Origin of the sequence: Pseudomonas sp. GM102, from assembly GCF_000282555.1 — a bacterium.
Classification (GTDB): domain Bacteria; phylum Pseudomonadota; class Gammaproteobacteria; order Pseudomonadales; family Pseudomonadaceae; genus Aquipseudomonas.
Genome location: NZ_AKJB01000055.1, coordinates 1 through 19,548 on the forward strand (window position 1 = coordinate 1; position 19,548 = coordinate 19,548).

At 59.9% G+C, this 19,548-nt stretch carries 17 protein-coding genes; 9 read left to right on the forward strand and 8 right to left on the reverse strand.

The window, feature by feature from the left end; translation table 11 throughout:
- The first annotated feature begins 664 nt into the window (after nt 1-664).
- On the forward strand, nt 665-2,758 hold the full coding sequence (locus PMI18_RS17120; RefSeq protein WP_007899655.1) for an LTA synthase family protein: 2,094 nt from the start codon (nt 665-667) through the stop codon (nt 2,756-2,758).
- A 60-nt stretch (nt 2,759-2,818) separates the two neighbouring features.
- Here the strand turns inward: PMI18_RS17120 and PMI18_RS30245 are convergent, their stop codons facing one another.
- Nucleotides 2,819-2,977 carry a DUF3309 family protein gene (locus PMI18_RS30245; protein WP_177319020.1) on the reverse strand — a complete coding sequence of 53 codons (159 nt, stop codon included), beginning with the start codon at nt 2,975-2,977 and terminating at the stop codon, nt 2,819-2,821.
- Between the two features lie 283 nt (nt 2,978-3,260).
- Between PMI18_RS30245 and PMI18_RS17110 the strand changes: the two genes are divergently transcribed.
- The 3 genes from PMI18_RS17110 (at nt 3,261) to csrA (ending at nt 4,812) form a co-directional block, all read left to right on the forward strand.
- Nucleotides 3,261-4,076, forward strand: coding sequence for an SDR family oxidoreductase (locus tag PMI18_RS17110; RefSeq protein WP_007899657.1), 816 nt, complete (start codon nt 3,261-3,263; stop codon nt 4,074-4,076).
- Nucleotides 4,077-4,140: 64 nt separating this feature from the next.
- Nucleotides 4,141-4,473: a YnfA family protein gene (locus tag PMI18_RS17105; protein WP_007899658.1), complete on the forward strand. Its 333-nt coding sequence runs from the start codon at nt 4,141-4,143 to the stop codon at nt 4,471-4,473.
- 153 nt (nt 4,474-4,626) lie between these two features.
- Entirely contained in the window at nt 4,627-4,812 is a 186-nt protein-coding gene (gene csrA / locus PMI18_RS17100) for a carbon storage regulator CsrA (RefSeq protein ID WP_007899659.1), read from the forward strand.
- 5 nt (nt 4,813-4,817) lie between these two features.
- Here the strand turns inward: csrA and PMI18_RS17095 are convergent, their stop codons facing one another.
- The 5 genes from PMI18_RS17095 to mnmC all read right to left on the reverse strand — a co-directional run bounded on the left by PMI18_RS17095 (nt 4,818) and on the right by mnmC (nt 12,325).
- Nucleotides 4,818-5,045 carry a YheU family protein gene (locus tag PMI18_RS17095; RefSeq protein WP_003199186.1) on the reverse strand — a complete coding sequence of 76 codons (228 nt, stop codon included), beginning with the start codon at nt 5,043-5,045 and terminating at the stop codon, nt 4,818-4,820.
- 211 nt (nt 5,046-5,256) lie between these two features.
- Nucleotides 5,257-6,447, reverse strand: coding sequence for an osmoprotectant NAGGN system M42 family peptidase (locus tag PMI18_RS17090; protein WP_007899671.1), 1,191 nt, complete (start codon nt 6,445-6,447; stop codon nt 5,257-5,259).
- Between the two features lie 250 nt (nt 6,448-6,697).
- Nucleotides 6,698-8,443 carry an N-acetylglutaminylglutamine synthetase gene (ngg, locus tag PMI18_RS17085; protein ID WP_007899674.1) on the reverse strand — a complete coding sequence of 582 codons (1,746 nt, stop codon included), beginning with the start codon at nt 8,441-8,443 and terminating at the stop codon, nt 6,698-6,700.
- Between the two features lie 3 nt (nt 8,444-8,446).
- The gene (locus tag PMI18_RS17080; protein WP_007899676.1) at nt 8,447-10,219 is read right to left on the reverse strand and encodes an N-acetylglutaminylglutamine amidotransferase; all 1,773 of its coding nucleotides are present in this window, start codon (nt 10,217-10,219) and stop codon (nt 8,447-8,449) included.
- 123 nt (nt 10,220-10,342) lie between these two features.
- On the reverse strand, nt 10,343-12,325 hold the full coding sequence (gene mnmC, locus PMI18_RS17075; RefSeq protein ID WP_007899678.1) for a bifunctional tRNA (5-methylaminomethyl-2-thiouridine)(34)-methyltransferase MnmD/FAD-dependent 5-carboxymethylaminomethyl-2-thiouridine(34) oxidoreductase MnmC: 1,983 nt from the start codon (nt 12,323-12,325) through the stop codon (nt 10,343-10,345).
- Between the two features lie 275 nt (nt 12,326-12,600).
- Here mnmC and pap point away from each other — a divergent pair, with 275 nt between their 5' ends.
- Together pap and PMI18_RS17065 are read left to right on the forward strand one after the other, a co-directional pair.
- Nucleotides 12,601-14,118: a polyphosphate:AMP phosphotransferase gene (gene pap / locus PMI18_RS17070; RefSeq protein WP_007899681.1), complete on the forward strand. Its 1,518-nt coding sequence runs from the start codon at nt 12,601-12,603 to the stop codon at nt 14,116-14,118.
- Between the two features lie 105 nt (nt 14,119-14,223).
- Nucleotides 14,224-15,408, forward strand: coding sequence for a thiolase family protein (locus PMI18_RS17065; RefSeq protein ID WP_007899684.1), 1,185 nt, complete (start codon nt 14,224-14,226; stop codon nt 15,406-15,408).
- A 137-nt stretch (nt 15,409-15,545) separates the two neighbouring features.
- Here PMI18_RS17065 and PMI18_RS17060 read toward each other — a convergent pair whose 3' ends face one another.
- Complete coding sequence (locus PMI18_RS17060) at nt 15,546-15,740, reverse strand: DUF6316 family protein (protein ID WP_007899685.1); 195 nt, start codon at nt 15,738-15,740, stop codon at nt 15,546-15,548.
- A gap of 201 nt (nt 15,741-15,941) precedes the next feature.
- Between PMI18_RS17060 and PMI18_RS17055 the strand changes: the two genes are divergently transcribed.
- Nucleotides 15,942-16,901, forward strand: a complete 960-nt coding sequence (locus PMI18_RS17055; RefSeq protein ID WP_007899686.1) for a DMT family transporter — start codon at nt 15,942-15,944, stop codon at nt 16,899-16,901.
- Nucleotides 16,902-17,040: 139 nt separating this feature from the next.
- Here the strand turns inward: PMI18_RS17055 and PMI18_RS17050 are convergent, their stop codons facing one another.
- Nucleotides 17,041-18,435 (reverse strand): class II fumarate hydratase, encoded by a 1,395-nt coding sequence (locus PMI18_RS17050; protein WP_033036323.1) that lies wholly within the window; start codon nt 18,433-18,435, stop codon nt 17,041-17,043.
- Nucleotides 18,436-18,627: 192 nt separating this feature from the next.
- Between PMI18_RS17050 and PMI18_RS17045 the strand changes: the two genes are divergently transcribed.
- Both PMI18_RS17045 and PMI18_RS17040 read left to right on the forward strand, forming a co-directional pair.
- The gene (locus PMI18_RS17045) at nt 18,628-19,149 is read left to right on the forward strand and encodes a DUF2059 domain-containing protein (RefSeq protein ID WP_007899688.1); all 522 of its coding nucleotides are present in this window, start codon (nt 18,628-18,630) and stop codon (nt 19,147-19,149) included.
- A 12-nt stretch (nt 19,150-19,161) separates the two neighbouring features.
- Nucleotides 19,162-19,461, forward strand: a complete 300-nt coding sequence (locus PMI18_RS17040) for a BolA family protein (RefSeq protein WP_007899690.1) — start codon at nt 19,162-19,164, stop codon at nt 19,459-19,461.
- The last annotated feature ends 87 nt before the right edge of the window (nt 19,462-19,548 follow it).

Genomic DNA, 19,548 nt, shown 5'->3' on the forward strand with positions numbered 1-19,548 from the left:
GCGAGCGAGCTTGCTCGCGCTGGGCTGCGTAGCGGCCCCAAAAATCTGACAATCATTGCCGATTTTTGTGAGTGCTACGCACTCAAGCGGGAGCAAGCTCCCTCGCCACAGGTTTCTCATTGACTCAAGACGTTCTTAAGTGAACAGCATTGCGATTTGATCGGGGCGTTCGTGTTTTTACCAAGGGACGGGGCTTTATTTTGTTTCTGGATATGCGTTGAACGAAATTTTCACAAAGCCTCCAAGACAATTCACTCGCGTCCCAATGAGTCAGCCCGCAACTTTGCACCATGTCTCTTGTCCCACAACGCTACAAGCGACAGTCGGGCCTGCGGGTCAGTAATCAATGGTAATGCCGCGGTTGATCGTGCAACATTTGCGCACCGCGCAAGCCCTGGGCCGAGGATGGCCAACAGAGGGCAAGACAGCTGATGCCGGTCAGTTAAACGCAAATCCATGTGGGAGCGGGTTTGTGGCGAGGGGGCTTGCCCCCGTTGGGCCGCGCAGCGGACCCAAAAATTTGCGAGCGCTGCGTACTCGAACGGGGGCAAGCCCCCTCGCCACATAAGCCCGCTCCCACGGATTTCGCTTCTTGACCGACCAGCATCAGGCAAGGCGCCGCTGTATTTTTGAAACTTCAACTTCCAATGGGTCCTAAAACGACATGGCAAACCCGGACGCCCTGAGTCAGCAGCGAGCTTCTAGTCGCCTGCTGCAACCGACCGTCAAATCGCATTTGGCCTACACGCTATTGTGTGCCCTGGTCATGATGGTCATGTTCAGCCTGCTGCGCGTGGCGCTGCTGGTCTACAACAGCTCGATGATCCTCGACACACCGGCCTCGACCTTTCTGGAAGCGTTCGCCAACGGCCTGCGTTTCGACTTGCGCCTGGTGGTTTACCTCAGCATTCCGCTGCTGCTGGCCCTGTTCAGTGCCAGGGCCATGGCCGCCCGCGGGTTCTTCCGGTTGTGGCTGACCGTTGTCTCGAGCATCGCGCTGTTCCTCGGCCTGATGGAGATGGACTTTTACCGCGAGTTCCACCAGCGCCTCAACGGTCTGGTCTTCCAGTACGTGAAAGAAGACCCGAAAACCGTGATGAGCATGCTCTGGTACGGTTTTCCGGTGGTTCGCTATCTGTTGGCCTGGGCCGTGGGTACGTTGATTCTGACCCTCGCGTTCAAGGGCGCCGACCGTGCCACGCGTCCTCGCGGGCCGTTCAGCGGTGGCAGCATTAGTACGCGGCAGGTGGCTCCGTGGTATGCGCGCGGCGTGGTGTTCGTCGTCTGCCTGCTGGTCTGCGTGGTCGCGGCTCGCGGTACGTTGCGTCAAGGCCCGCCGATGCGTTGGGGTGACGTTTACACCACCGACTCCAACTTCGCCAACCAGTTGGGCCTCAACGGCACGCTGTCGCTGATCGCGGCGGCGAAGAGCCGGATGTCCGAAGATCGCGACAACATCTGGAAAGCCACACTGCCGCAGCCTTTGGCCCAGCAGACCGTGCGCGATATGTTGCTGACCTCAAGCGACAAGCTGGTCGATCCCGAGACCGCCGCGGTGCGTCGCAATTTCAGCCCCGACACCAACAAGACACTGCCGATCAAGAACGTGGTGGTGATCCTGATGGAAAGCTTTGCCGGTCACTCGGTGGGCGCTCTGGGTCGTCCGGGTGAAGTCACGCCTTCTTTCGACAAATTGTCGAAAGAAGGCCTGTTGTTCGACCGCTTCTTCTCCAATGGCACCCATACCCATCAGGGTATGTTCGCCACCATGGCCTGCTTCCCGAACCTGCCGGGTTTCGAATACCTGATGCAGACCCCGGAAGGCAGCCACAAACTGTCCGGCCTGCCGCAGTTGCTCAGCGCCCGTGACTACGACGATGTGTACGTCTATAACGGCGACTTCGCCTGGGACAACCAGTCGGGCTTCTTCAGCAACCAGGGCATGACCAACTTCATCGGGCGTAATGACTTCGTCAACCCGGTGTTCTCCGATCCGACCTGGGGCGTGTCCGACCAGGACATGTTCAACCGTGGCCTGGAAGAGTTGAAAGCTCGCGATGGCAAGGACAAAAAGCCGTTCTATGCCTTGCTGCAAACCCTCTCCAACCACACGCCGTACGCCTTGCCGACGCCATTGCCGGTTGCGCGCGTGACCGATCGCGGCAGCCTCAACGAACACTTGACCGCCATGCGCTACTCCGACTGGGCGTTAGGTCAGTTCTTTGAGAAGGCCCGCAAAGAGCCGTACTTCAAGGAAACCCTGTTCGTGGTGGTCGGCGACCACGGTTTCGGTAATGAACAACAGATCACCGAAATGGACCTGGGTCGTTTCAACGTGCCGATGCTGCTGATCGGGCCGGGCGTCCAGGAAAAATTCGGCCAGGTCGACCATACCGTCGGCACCCAGATCGACATCGTGCCGACCATCATGGGCCGTATTGGTGGAGAGGTGATTCAACAATGCTGGGGTCGCGACTTGCTGAACCTGCCGGAAGGCGACAAGGGTTTTGGCATGATCAAGCCGTCGGGCAGCGATCAGACGGTCGCATTGCTTACCGGGGATCGCGTGCTGGTACTGCCCAAAGAGATGCCGCCGAAGTTGTATCAATACGAACTGGGCGCCAATCCGAAAGGTGAAGTGATTCCGGCATCGGCTGATGAAGCGGCGCTCAAGCAGAAGCTCGAGTCGTTCATCCAGACGGCCACCAAAAGCCTGATCGACAACACCGCCGGTGTGGTTGACGGCAAGCCAGACTAAGTGTTGACGCAATAAAAAAGAGGTCCTTTCAAGGACCTCTTTTTTTTGCCTGATAAACCTCTATATCTTGCCGAGCAGCAGCAGGATCAACAGCACCACCAACACCACGCCGATGATACCGGACGGGCCGTAACCCCAACTTCTGGAGTATGGGAAGACCGGCAGACCACCTAACAGCAACAGGATAAGAATAATGATAAGAATTGTGCCCATGTCTATTTCCTTGTTGGTTGTGGATTTGACCTGGCGTTTTAGCCATCAGCAGGACTTGTATTAATCCTAGCTGCTTACAAAATCCGACTCATGGATATGAAGAAAAATTCCAGGTTTTTTTAATGTATTTGGCAAGTACGTTTATTTCTTTTACTGCGTTTCAACGTTGAAACAACCGGACCGCGCCGTGGTTCATTGCTGGCCATTCAGCAATCTGATGGAGCGTGGGTCGCGCATTGTCCTTCGCTACACTCGGTGCATCTTCCCCGGAACAACAAGGCTGTTTGCTATGCAAAATCGCATGATGATCACTGGCGCGGGCTCAGGCCTGGGTCGCGAAATCGCGCTGCGCTGGGCGCGTGAAGGCTGGCAGCTGGCCTTGTCGGATGTCAGTGAACCCGGCCTGCAAGAAACCCTGAAGCTGGTTCGCGAAGCCGGCGGTGATGGTTTCATCCAGCGTTGTGATGTGCGCGACTACAGCCAACTAACGGCGTTCGCCCAAGCCTGTGAAGAGAAGTTCGGCGGCATCGACGTCATCGTTAACAACGCCGGCGTGGCCTCGGGCGGGTTCTTCAGTGAATTGTCGCTGGAAGACTGGGACTGGCAGATCGCGATCAACCTGATGGGCGTGGTCAAGGGCTGCAAGGCCTTCCTGCCGCTACTGGAGAAAAGCAAAGGCAAGATCATCAACATCGCCTCGATGGCCGCACTGATGCAAGGTCCGGCTATGAGCAACTACAACGTGGCCAAGGCGGGTGTGGTGGCTTTGTCCGAAAGTCTGTTGATCGAACTGGCCCACGAGGAAGTCAGCGTGCATGTCGTTTGCCCGTCGTTCTTCCAGACCAACTTACTGGACTCTTTCCGCGGCCCGACCCCGGCCATGAAAGCCCAAGTTGGTAAGTTGCTGGAAAGCTCGCCGATCAGTGCTGCCGACATTGCCGACTATATCTATCAGCAGGTCGCCGCCGGCGAATTCCTGATTCTGCCTCACGAACAGGGCCGCATGGCCTGGGCGATCAAACAAAAAGACCCGCAAGTGCTCTACAACGAAATGACCGTGATGGCCGACAAAATGCGCGCCAAGGCCAAACAATCCGCAGGCTGAACTTGCCCGCGCGCAAGACCGTCGTTAGGGTGGCCGCAACCGGTCATCCTCACGAGACATCTGCATGATCAATTACCTGTGGTTTTTCCTCGCCGCGCTGTTCGAAATCGCTGGCTGCTTCGCCTTCTGGATGTGGTTGCGCCAAGGTAGAAGCGCTTGGTGGATCATCCCGGCGTTGCTCAGCCTGATCTTGTTCGCGGTGCTGCTGACCCGGGTCGAAGCGAGCTATGCCGGCCGCGCCTATGCCGCCTACGGTGGCATCTACATCATTGCGTCGATCGGCTGGCTGGCGGTGGTCGAGCGGATTCGTCCGCTGGGCTCGGACTGGATTGGCGTGGCGCTGTGTGTGATCGGGGCGAGCGTCATCCTGTTTGGCCCGCGTTTTTCCGCTTCCTGAAGGATCGGTCCTTATTCAAACCGGTTTGTCGGATACGTCCTTCAGGGCGAAGCAGCCTGCGCTGTAGGGCGAGACTGTTTTGCTGCTGTTGCATTGAAGACCCGCTACGCGCCGGGCATCTTCAAGGGCCGGTAACCCTGAAGGATGAATGCCATGCTTGTACTTAGTCGCGTTGTGGGCGAGTTGATATCCATTGGTGACAACATCACCGTGCGGGTTCTTGCCGTTAACGGAAGCAGCGTGCGCTTCGGTGTTGAAGCGCCGCAGCAGGTCAACGTACATCGCGCCGAAGTTTATGAGCGCATCCAGATCAAACAGGCCCAAGCCAAAGCCCGTTAAGAACCTCAGTCGAACAGGTGCTTGGGCACGTCGTGCTTGAGCATCAACTGGCATTGTTCGCTTTCCGGATCGAAGACGATCAGCGCCTGGCCCTTGGTCAATGCCTGACGAACACGCAAGACGCGGGTTTCCAGCGGTGTGTCATCGCCGTTGTCCGTGCCGTCGCGGGTCACGAAATCCTCGATCAGACGGGTCAGCGTGTCGACTTCAAGTTGGTCGTGGGGGATCAGCATAAGGCACCTCGGCTAAACAATGGCGCGATGCTACGGCGGTTATGAACGCATCACCAGTAGGAGCTGCCGAAGGCTGCGATCTTTTGATCTTGATCGTTCCCACGCTCTGCGTGGGAATGCCTCAGGGGACGCTCCGCGTTCCAGCTCTCGAAAGGAACGCGGAGCGTCCCGGGCTGCATTCCCACGCGGAGCGTGGGAACGATCGTCAGGATCAGCTCTCCGAACGCTGCCCAATCAAACTATCCACCGACGGCACCCGGGTATCGCTTTCCATCTGCGTCTCGTGTTCGATCTGGTGACTGAACCGGTCCAGGGAGCCCTTGGCCGGTTGTGCATCGCTGGCGAACACCGGCGGGCTGAGGATGTAGGCGCCGAGCAGGCGACTCAGGGCGGCGAGGCTGTCGATGTGGGTGCGTTCATAGCCGTGGGTGGCATCGCAGCCGAAGGCGAGCAGGGCGGTGCGAATGTCGTGGCCAGCAGTGACGGCCGAGTGAGCATCGCTGAAGTAGTAGCGGAACAGATCGCGACGCGCCGGCAGTTCGTTGTCGCTGGCAAGCCGCAGCAGGTGACGCGACAGGTGATAGTCGTAAGGCCCGCCGGAATCCTGCATCGCGACGCTCACCGCGTGCTCACTGGAATGCTGGCCGGGCGCGACTGGCGCGATGTCGATGCCGACGAATTCGCTGACATCCCAAGGCAGGGCCGCCGCCGCACCGCTGCCGGTTTCTTCGGTGATGGTGAACAGCGGATGGCAGTCGATCATCAACTCTTCGCCACTGTCGACAATGGCTTTCAGCGCCGCCAGCAGTGCGGCAACGCCGGCCTTGTCATCGAGGTGACGGGCACTGATGTGGCCGCTTTCGGTGAATTCCGGCAAGGGGTCGAAGGCGACGAAATCGCCGACGCTGATCCCCAGCGAATCGCAATCGGCGCGGGTGGCGCAATAGGCGTCCAGGCGCAATTCGATGTGATCCCAGCTGATCGGCATTTCGTCCACGGCAGTGTTGAACGCGTGCCCCGAGGCCATCAGCGGCAACACACTGCCGCGAATCACGCCGTTGTCGGTGAACAGACTGACGCGGCTGCCCTCGGCAAAACGGCTGGACCAGCAACCGACTGGCGCCAGGGTCAAGCGACCATTGTCCTTGATCGCGCGAACCGCCGCGCCAATGGTGTCCAGGTGAGCGGAGACGGCGCGGTCCGGGCTGTTCTGCTTGCCCTTGAGGGTGGCGCGGATAGTGCCGCGACGAGTCATCTCAAAGGGAATGCCCAACTCTTCGAGGCGTTCGGCGACGTAACGCACGATCGTGTCGGTGAACCCGGTGGGGCTGGGAATGGCGAGCATTTCCAGCAGGACTTTTTGCAGGTAATTGAGGTCCGGTTCGGGAATTTTGCTGGTCATGGAAACTCCTGATGAGGTGAGAGCTGATCGTTCCCATGCTCCGCGTGGGAATGCAGCCAGGGACGCTCTGCGTCCCAAGTGGACGCGGAGCGTCCGAGGAGTCATTACCACGCAGAGCGTGGGAACGATCATGAAGGGTGTGTGATCTGTCAGGGCCCCATCGCGAGCAGGCTCGCTCCCACAGGGGAATGCGGTCAAATGTGGGAGCGAGCCTGCTCGCGATGGCGATGGAACAGGCGACACATCAATGTCAGGCCACCGGCTGACTATGCGCAAACAACAAATCCACAAACCGCTCGGCCGTCGGTTGCGGTTCATGGTTGGCCAGCCCGGCGCGCTCATTGGCTTCGATAAACACATACTCCGGCTGGTCAGCGGCCGGCACCATCAGATCGAGCCCGACCATCGGAATATCCAGCGCCCGCGCCGCACGCACCGCCGCATCCACCAAGGTCGGATGCAGAATCGCCGTGACGTCCTCAAGAATGCCGCCGGTATGAAGGTTCGCCGTGCGCCGTACGAACAGATGCTCACCGACCGGCAGAATGCTGCTGTAGTCGTAACCCGCAGCCTGCAACGTGCGCTGGGTCTCATGGTCCTGCGGGATTTTGCTTTCACCGCTGGTCGCCGCCTGCCGGCGACGACTCTGGGCCTCGATCAGCGCACCGATGGAATGCTGACCATCGCCCACCACTTCCGCCGGCCGGCGAATGGCGGCGGCGACCACTTCGAAACCGATCACCACAATCCGCAAGTCGAGGCCTTCATGGAAGCTTTCCAGCAGCACCCGACTGTCGAAGGTGCGGGCGTTTTCGATGGCTTGCTGGACCTCTTCGAGGGTGCGTAAATCCACCGCCACCCCTTGGCCCTGTTCACCGTCCAGCGGTTTGACCACCACCCGTTGGTGCTCGTCGAGAAACGCCAGATTGTCGTCCGCGCTTCCCGCCAGTTGTTGGGCGGGCAGTTCAAGACCTGCGTTTTTCAGCACCTTGTGGGTCAGGCTCTTGTCCTGACACAAGGTCATGCTGATGGCGCTGGTCAGATCGCTCAATGATTCGCGGCAACGCACCCGACGACTGCCGTGAATCAAGGTAAACAGACCCGCTTGCGCGTCATCCACCTGCACCTCAATGCCGCGCCGATGAGCCTCCTCGACGATGATTCGCGCATACGGATTGAACTCGGCTTCGGGGCCGGGGCCGAGAAACAACGGCTGGTTAATGCCGTTTTTGCGCTTGATGGCGAAGGTCGACAAGTTGCGAAAACCGAGCTTGGCGTAAAGACTTTTCGCCTGACGGTTGTTGTGCAGCACAGACAGGTCCAGGTAACTCAGGCCACGACTCATGAAGTGTTCGATCAAGTGCCGCACCAGCACTTCACCGACGCCTGGGCGGGAACACTGTGGATCGACCGCCAGGCACCACAGGCTGCTGCCGTTTTCCGGATCGTTGAACGCCTTGTGATGATTCAGGCCCATGACGCTGCCGATGATCGCGCCGCTGTCCTCATCTTCGGCCAGCCAGTAAACCGGGCCGCCCTGGGGATGAGGCGTCAGCAAGCTCGCATCAATCGGCAGCATGCCGCGCGCCTGATACAGCTGATTGACGGCTTGCCAGTCCGCTTCGCTTTGCACCCGACGGATGCGAAAGCCGCGAAATACCCGGGTGGCCTGACGGTAATCGCTGAACCACAGGCGCAAGGTATCGGATGGGTCGAGGAACAGTTGCGCCGGCTCCAGCCCCAGCACTTGCTGGGGCGCGGCAACGTACAAAGCGATGTCCCGCTCACCGGGCTGCTCATTGAGCAACTCTTGGGCAAGGCTCGCGGCATCGGGAAAGGTATGGCCGATCAGCAGCCGGCCCCAACCGCAATGCACCGCGATTGGCGCGGCACCCAATTCACTGCCGTCTTCGGCCAGGCGCGCCTGCAAGCGTTCGTAGGAGGGCGCCTGACCGCGCAACAGGCGTTGGCTATAAGCCGTAGCGTGAGGTTTCATCGATCAGATTCCTTGTTCACTGAGCCACAGGTTCAGGGCTGCCAATTGCCACAGCTTGGAACCGCGCAACGGGGTCAGTTGACCTTGTGGATCGGTCAGCAGGCGGTCGAGCATGGCGGGGTTGAACAGACCACGATCCTGACTAGGATCGAGCAGCAGTTCACGCACCCAGTTCAACGTGTCGCCCTGCAAATGCTTGAGGCCAGGGACCGGGAAGTAACCCTTTTTGCGGTCGATCACTTCACTCGGAATGACCAGCCGTGCCGCTTCTTTCAAGACTTGCTTGCCGCCATCCGGCAGTTTGAATTTGCCCGGCACCCGCGCCGACAATTCCACCAGGCGATAGTCGAGAAAGGGCGTACGCGCTTCCAGGCCCCAGGCCATGGTCATGTTGTCGACGCGTTTGACCGGGTCATCCACCAGCATCACGGTGCTGTCCAGGCGCAGGGCTTTGTCCACGGCTGCGTCGGCACCGGGCTGTGCGAAATGTTCCTTCACGAAGTCGCCGGCCGCGTCGTTGGTCGTCAGCCATTTCGGCTGCACCGTGGCGGCGTAGTCGGCGTAGCTGCGGTCAAAAAACGCATCGCGATAGGCCGCGTACGGATCGCTCGCACCGTCCACCTGCGGATACCAGTGATACCCGGCGAACAACTCGTCCGCGCCTTGGCCGCTTTGCACCACCTTGCAGTGCTTGGCCACTTCGCGAGACAGCAAATAGAACGCGATGCAGTCATGGCTGACCATCGGCTCGCTCATGGCGCGGAACGCCGCGGGCAGTTGCTCGATGATCTCTTTTTCGTCGATGCGCAGTTGATGGTGTTGCGTGCCGTAGTGCTTGGCGATCAGGTCCGAATACTGGAACTCGTCACCACGCTCGCCGCCGGCATCCTGGAAACCGATGGAAAAGGTCGACAAATTTTCGACCCCGACTTCGCGCAACAGGCCTACCAACAGACTCGAATCGACGCCGCCGGAAAGCAGCACGCCAACGTCCACCGCCGCCCGTTGACGGATCGCCACCGCGTCACGGGTGCTGTCGAGCACGCGATCACGCCAGTCTTCGAGGGTCAGATTCATCTCATCGGCATGTGGGCCGTAGGGCAAGGTCCACCAGGTTTTCTGCTCGGTGGTGCCGTCCGCGTCGATGCGCATCCAGCTCGCCGGGGCCAGTTTCTCGATGCCCGCCAGCAAGGTGCGCGGGGCCGGGACCACCGCATGGAAGTTCAGATAATGATTGAGTGCCACCGGATCGAGGATCGGGTTGATGTCGCCTCCCTTGAGCAATGCTGGCAGAGCCGAGGCAAAGCGCAGGCGTTGACCGGTGCGCGATAGATACAACGGCTTCACGCCCAGACGGTCGCGGGCGATGAACAGACGCTTGGCGTCGCGCTCCCAAATGGCGAAGGCGAACATGCCGTTGAGTTTGGGCAACAAGGCTTCGCCCCAGGCGTGATACCCCTTGAGCAGCACTTCGGTGTCGCCGCCGGAATAGAAGGCGTACCCGAGGCTTTCAAGCTCAGTGCGCAGTTCCGGGAAGTTGTAGATCGCGCCGTTGAAGGCCAGGGACAGGCCCAGTTGGTTGTCGATCATCGGCTGTGCCGAGCCGTCCGACAGGTCCATGATTTTCAGGCGCCGGTGGCCCAGGGCAATCGGCCCCTGACTGTGGAAACCCCATGCATCAGGGCCGCGAGGGGCCAGGTGATGGGTGATTCGTTCAATGGCTGCGAGGTCCGCAGGTTGATGGTCGAAACGTAATTCTCCAGCTAATCCGCACATAAGTCCTTACCGGTTTTTCCGTTGGGGAGGGTCAATCGATACCTCGCCAAAAACGGCGGGTACCCGGAAACTGACCCAGCTGGATCCCTGGAGTTTTAGACCGATAAGTTATATGTCGATGGGTCAGGCCTTTCCGCGGATCAATTGGCGTAAGGCAAAACGATTGGGATGGCAGGCCTCGGCCACGGTTCTGGGCAAGGGCAGGGGCTCGTTTTCAAGCCATGCGGCCAATAGCTCGCCAGACAATGGCGCGGTGATCAAACCGCGAGAACCGTGACCGCTGTTGACGTAAAACCCGTCGAGCCATGGGCATGGCATATCGGGCACTTGCCGGGCATCTTTGCTCAGCGCGGCATAGGCTTCAGCGAAGGCCGCCTGGTTGGCCAACGGTCCGACGATCGGCAGATAATCGGGGCTGGTGCAGCGGAATGCCGCGCGCCCTTCAAGCTGCTGCGGGTCCAGGTCTGGAACATGCAGACGGGCGACCAGGTCAGTGGAGATTTCTTCGAGCAACGCCAGGTTGCCAAGGTGTTCGGCGACGGTCGGGGTCAGCTCATCGCTTTTGAAATCGAAGCTGGCGCCGAGTGTGTGTTCGCCCAGGCGTGCGGGCGCCACATAGCCTTCGGCGCAGACCACGGTCGCCAGGCTCTGGCTTTCAGGGGTTTGCGCCAGTCGGGTGATCTGGCCGCGAATGCGTTTGAGGGGCAGGTCGGCGCTTTGAGGAAAACGCTTGATCTCGGCGGCGCCGGCCAGAATCACCACGGGCGCACTGGCCAGCAATGCATCGCCGTCCCAGGCCTGCCACTGATCATCGACCTTGCGCAGCTCCAGCACGTCGCGATGGGGCAGCCACTGGATGTTCGTTGAGGACGCCTGCCTCTGGCACAACGCAGGCGGATGAACCCAGCCGCCTTCAGGGTAGAACAAGCCGCCGTGCGCCAATTCGATGCCGGCTCGGGCCTGGGCCTGGGGTTGATCGAGCAGATGCACCAGGCTCGGTGAAAAGGCCGCGGCCAATTGCGCCTGACGCTCGGCTTCCTTGGCATTGAAGGCCAGTTGCAAGACGCCGCAATCGTCCCAGTCGACGCCACGCTGCAGCTGTTCCAGCAGACGGCGGGTGTAACCAAAACCGCTGACGATCAATTGCGACAACGCCGTGCCATGGGCCGAAAGCTTGAGGTAGAGCACGCCCTGAGGATTGCCCGAGGCTTCCTGCGCCAGTGCTTCGTGGCGGTCCAGCAGGCTCACTTGCCAACCCCGCGCGGCCAGGCTGGCGGCACTGGCGCAACCGGCCAGCCCGGCGCCGATCACCAGGGCGTGGCGTTCGCCGGTCAGCGGCTGTGGACGAGCGAACCATGGTTTTGCCGAGGCTGGTTTAGCGGCCTCTTCGGGCCAACCGAGGAACGTGCCCCGCAGAATTTCCCATTTATGGCCAATGCCCGGCGTGCGCTTCATCTTGAAACCCGCCGCGTTCAGCAAACGGCGCACCCAGCCGGTGCTGGTAAAGGTGCTGATGGTCGAGCCGGGTGCCGCCAGGCGCGCCAGTTCGGCAAACAATTCGGCGGTCCACATGTCGGGGTTTTTCGCCGGAGCGAAACCGTCGAGAAACCAGGCGTCGATCTGCGCATCCAGTTGTGGCAACTGCTCCAGCGCATCGCCGATCAGTAAGGTCAGGGTGACGCGACCGTTGTCCAGCACCAGGCGCTGAAAGCCCTGATGGATCGCTACGTATTGCGCCAGCAATTGATCGGCGAATGGCTTGAGTTCCGGCCATAACGCCAGGGCCCGTTGCAGATCGGGCGCGCTCAACGGGTACTTTTCGACGCTGACAAAATGCAGTCGCGCACCGGCCACCGCGTGCTGCTCGAACAACTGCCAGGCACAGAGAAAATTCAGCCCGGTGCCGAAACCGGTCTCGCCAATTACCAGTCGCCCACCCGCCGGCAAAGCGGCGAAACGATCGGGCAAATCGTTTTGCTGCAGAAACACGTAGCGGGTTTCTTCAAGGCCCGACAGGTCGGAAAAATATACATCATCGAACACCCGCGAACGCGGGCGACCTTGGTCGTCCCAGTCGAGCTGGGCGTGGGGCAATACAGATTTCATGGCAGGCTCGGCAACGACAAGGTGGCCATTCTAGCCGATCGCTGCCGCGGTGCTTGATCCAAAATCCTGTAGGAGCGAGGCTTGCCCGCGAAGAACGATGACGCGTAATACCTGAAAAAACGCGGTGAATTCTTCGCGGGCAAGTCGGATCGCCGCACCGCTCGCTCCTACAGGTTGTGCGGCACCCCCTCGCCACAAAAAGCGCCCCTGGGAATTTCTCTGATGACTACCTGCCCAATCCGCTAGTCTTGCTCAATCCTGGAAGGAGCTGCCTTATGTTCGAATCCGCCGAAATCGGTCATACCATCGACAAAGAAACCTATGACGCCGAAGTGCCGGCCCTGCGTGAAGCTTTGCTCGAAGCGCAGTTCGAACTTCGGCAACAACACCGTTTTCCAGTGATCATTTTGATCAACGGCATTGAAGGGGCAGGCAAGGGCGAGACGGTCAAGTTGCTCAACGAATGGATGGACCCGCGCTCGATCGAGGTCCGCACGTTCGACCAGCAGACTGACGAAGAACTGGCGCGCCCGCCCGCCTGGCGCTACTGGCGGATGTTCCCGGCCAAGGGCCGCATGGGGATTTTCTTCGGTAACTGGTACAGCCAGATGCTGCAGGGACGGGTTCATGGTTTGTTCAAGGATCCGCGACTCGATCAAAGCATCAACGGGGCCGAGCGGCTGGAGAAGATGCTGTGCGACGAAGGCGCGCTGATCTTCAAGTTCTGGTTTCACCTCTCCAAAAAACAAATGAAAGCGCGGCTCAAGGCGTTGGCCGATGACCCGCTGCACAGCTGGCGAATCAGCCCGCTGGACTGGCAGCAATCCGCGACCTACGACAAATTCGTGAAGTATGGCGAACGGGTGCTGCGCCGCACCAGTCGCGACTATGCGCCGTGGCATGTGATTGCAGGCGTGGACGCGAACTATAGAAGCCTGGCGGTCGGCAAGATTCTGCTCGATGGCCTGCAAAGTGCCTTGAAAAGACCCAGGATTCACCCGGAAAAAGTCAGCGCCGCGCCCTTGTTCCCCAGCGTCGATCAAGTGAATCTGCTTGATAGCCTGGACCTGACCCGGCAGCTGGATAAGGACGATTATGAAGAGCAGCTGATTACCGAGCAGGCACGGTTTTCCGGGCTGATGCGCGACAAGCGCATGCGTCGCCACGCGTTGATCGCGGTGTTCGAAGGCAACGACGCGGCAGGCAAGGGCGGGGCAATTCGTCGGGTGGCCGCAGCGCTCGACCCACGTCAGTACGACATCGTGCCGATCGCCGCGCCTACCGAGGAAGAACGGGCCCAGCCGTATCTCTGGCGGTTCTGGCGGCATATCCCGGCCCGGGGCAAATTCACCGTGTTCGACCGTTCCTGGTATGGCCGGGTGCTGGTGGAGCGCATCGAAGGCTTTTGCAGCAAGGCGGACTGGATGCGCGCCTATGGCGAGATCAACGACTTCGAAGAGCAGATCGCCGATGCCGGGGTAATCGTGGTCAAGTTCTGGCTGGCCATCGACAAACAGACTCAGATGGAGCGTTTCCAGGAGCGCGAAGAGATCCCCTTCAAGCGCTTCAAGATCACCGAAGACGACTGGCGCAATCGCGACAAGTGGGACGATTACCGCACCGCTGTTGGCGATATGGTCGATCGCACCAGCACCGAGATATCACCGTGGACCCTGGTGGAAGCCAATGACAAGCGCTGGGCGCGGGTCAAGGTCCTGCGCACCATTAACCAGGCGCTGGAAGAGGCGTTCGAAAAGTCCGACAAACGCGAGAAGAAACTGCGCAAGCGCTGAACCGATGGCTACGCATACGCGGGGTGAATGATTGTCGCGGTCAGTCATAGGGTGGACTTATGCTCGGTCCAACTCCTGACTGACAACAACAATGAGGTGTATGCCATGCGTGAAGTGGTGATCGTCGACAGCGTACGGACCGGCCTGGCCAAATCCTTTCGCGGCAAGTTCAACATGACCCGCCCGGACGACATGGCGGCCCACTGTGTCAATGCGCTGCTCACGCGCAATGACGTCGACCCGGCCAGCGTCGAGGATTGCATCGTCGGCGCCGGCTCCAACGAAGGCGCCCAGGGCTTCAATATCGGCCGTAACGTCGCGGTGCTTTCGCACTTGGGCATCGGCACGGGTGGCATGACCCTTAACCGCTTCTGTTCATCGGGCTTGCAGGCCATCGCCATTGCCGCCAATCAGATCGCTTCGGGTTGCAGCGACATCATCGTCGCCGGTGGCGTCGAGTCGATCAGCCTGACCATGAAAAGCGTCAACACCGACAACCTGATCAACCCGCTGCTGAAAGAGCAGGTGCCGGGTATTTATTTTCCCATGGGCCAGACCGCCGAAATCGTCGCACGTCGTTACGACGTCAGCCGCCAAGAGCAGGATGTGTACGCCCTGCAAAGCCAGCAACGTACCGCCCTGGCGCAGGCCGCCGGGTTGTTCAACGATGAAATCATGCCAATGGCGGTGAAGTATCGCGTTGAAGACAAGGCCACCGGCCAGGTGCAGATTCTCGACGGCATCGTCGATCACGATGACTGCAACCGCCCGGACACCACGCTGCAAAGCCTGGCCGGGTTGAAACCGGTGTTTGCCGAGGACGGCTCGGTGACCGCCGGCAACTCGTCGCAGCTGTCCGACGGCGCTTCGATGACCCTGGTGATGAGCCTGGAAAAAGCCCTGGCGCTGGGGCTCAAGCCCAAAGCCTTCTTCCGCGGTTTTGCCGTGGCCGGGTGTCAGCCAGACGAGATGGGCATCGGCCCGGTGTTCTCGGTGCCGAAGTTGCTCAAGGCCAAGGGATTGCAGGTTGCCGACATTGATCTGTGGGAGCTCAACGAAGCGTTCGCCTCGCAATGCCTGTACAGCCGCAATCGGCTGGAAATCGACAACGACAAATACAACGTCAACGGCGGCTCGATTTCCATCGGCCATCCGTTCGGCATGACCGGTTCGCGTCAGGTCGGGCATATCGTGCGTGAGTTGCAGCGACGCAATTTGCGTTACGGCATCGTCACCATGTGCGTGGGGGGCGGGATGGGGGCTACGGGGTTGTTTGAGGCGGTGCGGTAAGTATTCTGGTTATGTAGTGACTGTTGCATTGCTATCGCGGGCAAGCCCGCTCCCACAGTGTTTAGCGGCGATCACAAATACGTCGAACGCCACAAACCCTGTGGGAGCGGGCTTGCCCGCGATGAAAGCTACGCGGTTTACGAGTTCATCCGCGAAACCTGCATCCGCTCGATATATGCCTGAATCTCTTTCTCGGCCGTTACCGCATCGTCGAACGGCCCCTCCAGCGTCTGTTCCCGCGTGGTGAAATACAGCTCTCCATTCACACGACACAAGCGGTCACAACGAAAGTGGGTGGCGGGGGCGTTGTCTTGGGCGCGCATGCCGTACATGGGCGATCTCCTGCGGGTGACGGTTTCAATGAGCTTATGCATGAACCACTTGCCACGCCTGGCCACCTGATCGACGGCATATCGTCAACTTTATGGTGCGACCTGCACAGTTTCATTCGCGGCCCGTCGGCAACTGTCCCTGTGTCGCGTTCCCGTCTGAGCCTAGAATGACCGTTTTCGCCAATCGGCTTCGGGGTCAGCATGCATATTTCATCGGGTCGCTGGGTTTATGGTCTGTGCCTGGCCTTGCTGACCGCGTTGCTGTGGGGAATCCTGCCGATCAAGCTCAAGCAAGTGCTGCTGGTGATGGACCCGGTGACGGTGACCTGGTTTCGGCTGCTGGTGTCCGGCGGTTGCCTGTTTATTTATCTGGCGGCGACCAAACGCCTGCCGAGTCGCAAAGTCCTCGGCCCGCGCGGTGGCTGGCTGGTGTTGATGGCGGTACTCGGGCTGGTCGGCAACTACGTGCTGTACCTGATGGGGCTGAACCTGCTCAGCCCCGGCACCGCGCAACTGGTGGTGCAGATGGGCCCGATTATGTTGCTGATCGCCAGTCTGTTCGTGTTCAAGGAACGGTTCAGCGTGGGGCAGGGGATTGGCCTGTTGGTGCTGCTGATCGGCTTTGCACTGTTCTTCAATCAGCGTTTGAGTGAACTGCTGACCTCCCTGACCGATTACACCGCCGGCGTGCTGATGGTGCTGTTGGCGTCCACGGTCTGGACCTTCTATGCCTTGGGCCAGAAGCAGTTGCTCACAGTGTGGAATTCGTTGCAGGTGATGATGGTGATTTACCTGTTTTGTGCGCTGTTGCTGACACCATGGGTGCATCCGCTGGAAGCGCTGCAATTGAGTCCGTTGCAAGGCTGGCTGCTGCTGGCGTGCTGTTTGAACACCCTGATCGCTTATGGCGCCTTCGCCGAAGCCTTGGCCCATTGGGAAGCTTCGCGGGTCAGCGCGACGCTGGCGATCACGCCGCTGGTGACCTTTGCTGCTGTGGCCGTGGCCGCCTGGTTATGGCCTGAGTATGTGCACGCCGAGCAGATCAACGGCCTGGGTTATGGCGGGGCGGTGTTGGTGGTGATCGGGTCGGCGCTGGTGGCGTTGGGGCCATCGTTGATGGCGGGGCTTCGTGCCCGGCGGGTGCGGATGGCGGCCAGTTAGACCGCGTTATCGTTCATCGCGGGCAAGCCACGCTCCCACAGGTTTTGTGTCGATCACAAATATTCAGGATCGACACAAAACTGTGGGAGCGAGGCTTGCTCGCGAAGACTGACTGTCAGGCACTAAATCACTTTCAGATTCACCCCTGCTTGCCAGCCTCCAACATATCCTCTGGCCTCACCCACGTATCAAACTCTTCATCCGTCAGATACCCCAGCTGCAACGCCGCCTCGCGCAAGGTCAGTCCCTCGCTGTAAGCCTTCTTGGCAATCTCCGCCGACTTGTCGTAGCCGATGTGCGGGTTCAGCGCCGTCACCAGCATCAAACCTTGTTCCAGATGCTCGGCCATTTTTTCTGCATCCGGTTCCAGCCCGGCGATGCAATGCTGCTGGAAGTTACTGCAGCCATCGCCCAGCAAGCGGATCGATTGCAGCAGGTTGTGGATGATCACCGGTTTGAACACGTTCAATTGCAAGTGGCCCTGACTGGCGGCAAAACCGATGGCAACGTCATTGCCCAATACCTGACAGGCCAGCATCGACAGGGCTTCGCACTGAGTCGGGTTGACCTTGCCGGGCATGATCGAGCTACCGGGCTCATTGGCCGGCAGTTTCACTTCGGCAAACCCAGCTCGCGGTCCGGAACCCAGCAGACGCAAGTCATTGGCGATTTTCATCAGGGTCACGGCAAGGGTTTTCAGTGCGCCGGAGAGGGTGACCAATGGCTCGTGGCCGGCTAGAGCGGCAAATTTATTGGGGGCCGTAACGAACGGCAGACCGGAGAGGGCGGCCAGTTCAGCCGCGATCGCTTCGCCAAAACCGTGGGGCGAGTTCAATCCGGTGCCGACCGCAGTGCCGCCCTGAGCCAGTTCACAGACGGCCGGCAGCGCGCTGCGGATCGCCCGCTCGGAGTAATCCAGTTGCGCGATGAACGCCGAGAGTTCCTGGCCGAAGGTAATCGGCGTGGCGTCCATCATATGGGTACGACCGGTCTTGACCAGTTTCATGTGCCGTGCAGACAGCTCCGCCAACCCGCCAGACAACTCGCTGATCGCCGGCAGCAAATGCTGCTGCACCGCCTGAGCCGTCGCGATGTGCATGGCCGTGGGGAAGCAATCGTTGGAACTCTGGGAACGGTTGACGTGATCGTTGGGATGCACCGGCGTCTTGCCGCCGCGCGGGTTGCCGGCCAGTTCGTTGGCGCGACCGGCGATCACTTCGTTGACGTTCATGTTGCTCTGGGTACCGCTGCCGGTCTGCCAGACCACCAGCGGGAACTGCTCGTCGTGATCACCGTCGAGCACTTCGTCGGCGGCCTGTTCGATCAGCCGGGCGATGTCGGCGGGCAGGTCACCGTTGCGATCGTTGACGCGCGCCGCGGCTTTCTTGATCAGGGCCAGGGCGTGCAGCACGGCCAGCGGCATGCGCTCGTTGCCGATGGCGAAGTTGATCAGCGAGCGTTGCGTCTGAGCGCCCCAGTAAGCGTCATCCGGGACTTCCACCTGGCCCAGGCTGTCGGTTTCGATACGGCTCATCATGCACACTCCTGTCGGTCTGATAGCGCAGTTTAGGCCGTGATCGCCGGTCGTGGTTCCATCAGTCTGGAATTTGACCGTTCAACCCCTCTAAATCAGGCGCGACAAGGCTTGGGGTTGAGTGACACACTTTTTTAGGTGCAGAATGGACGCCCTTGAGGTTTTGCCTCGCCTGCTAGAAAAGGAAACTCGATGACTCGTCTTCGTGCCATCTGTACCGCGGTTGCACTGGTTTGCGCCAGCGGCCAGGTTTTTGCCGATACCGCCAGCCACAACGCCAGTGCCGAAGCTTTCCTGACCCTGGCGCACGCTGACAAATTGGGCACTCCGGTGTACATGCAAGTGCAGCAAATGTTCGCTCAGCGCTTTGAACAGACCAAAGCCCCTGAATCGAAAAAAGCCTTGCTGGAAACTTACCAGGCCAAAGCCAACGCCGCTCTGGACCAAGCCATTGGCTGGAACAAGCTGAAGCCGGACATGGTCAAGCTTTACACCACCAATTTCAGCGAATCGGAGCTCAAGGATCTGGTTGCGTTCTACCAGTCTCCATTGGGCAAGAAAGTCCTGGAAAAAATGCCGCAGCTGACTCAGCAATCGGCCCAGATGACCCAGGCCAAGCTGGAAAGCGCGGTGCCTGTGGTCAACAAACTGCTGGCTGACATGACGGCCGAGCTGGAGCCTAAAGGCGCCGCTCCTGCCAAGAAAAAGCCTTAAGCGGAGTTCGGGATGACCATGCAACAACGCATCGAATCGACGCTCGGGCTGTTACAGCCCGAGCACCTGCAAGTGCTGGATGAAAGCCACATGCACAGCCGTGGGTTGCAGACCCACTTCAAGGCCGTGGTGGTCAGCCAGCAGTTCGAGGGCCTCAATCGCGTCAAGCGTCACCAGAAGGTGTACGGCACTTTGGGCGAACTGATGGGCGAGTTCCATGCGTTGGCGCTGCATACCTACACGCCGCAAGAATGGGCACAGATCGACGCGGCCCCGCCCTCGCCGACCTGTGCTGGCGGTAGCAAGCATTGATGTGACGGGCTGACGGGCTGTTGTGGCGAGGGAGCTTGCTCCCGCTGGACTGCGAAGCAGTCCTAAAACCTGCAACAGCGTTCTGTC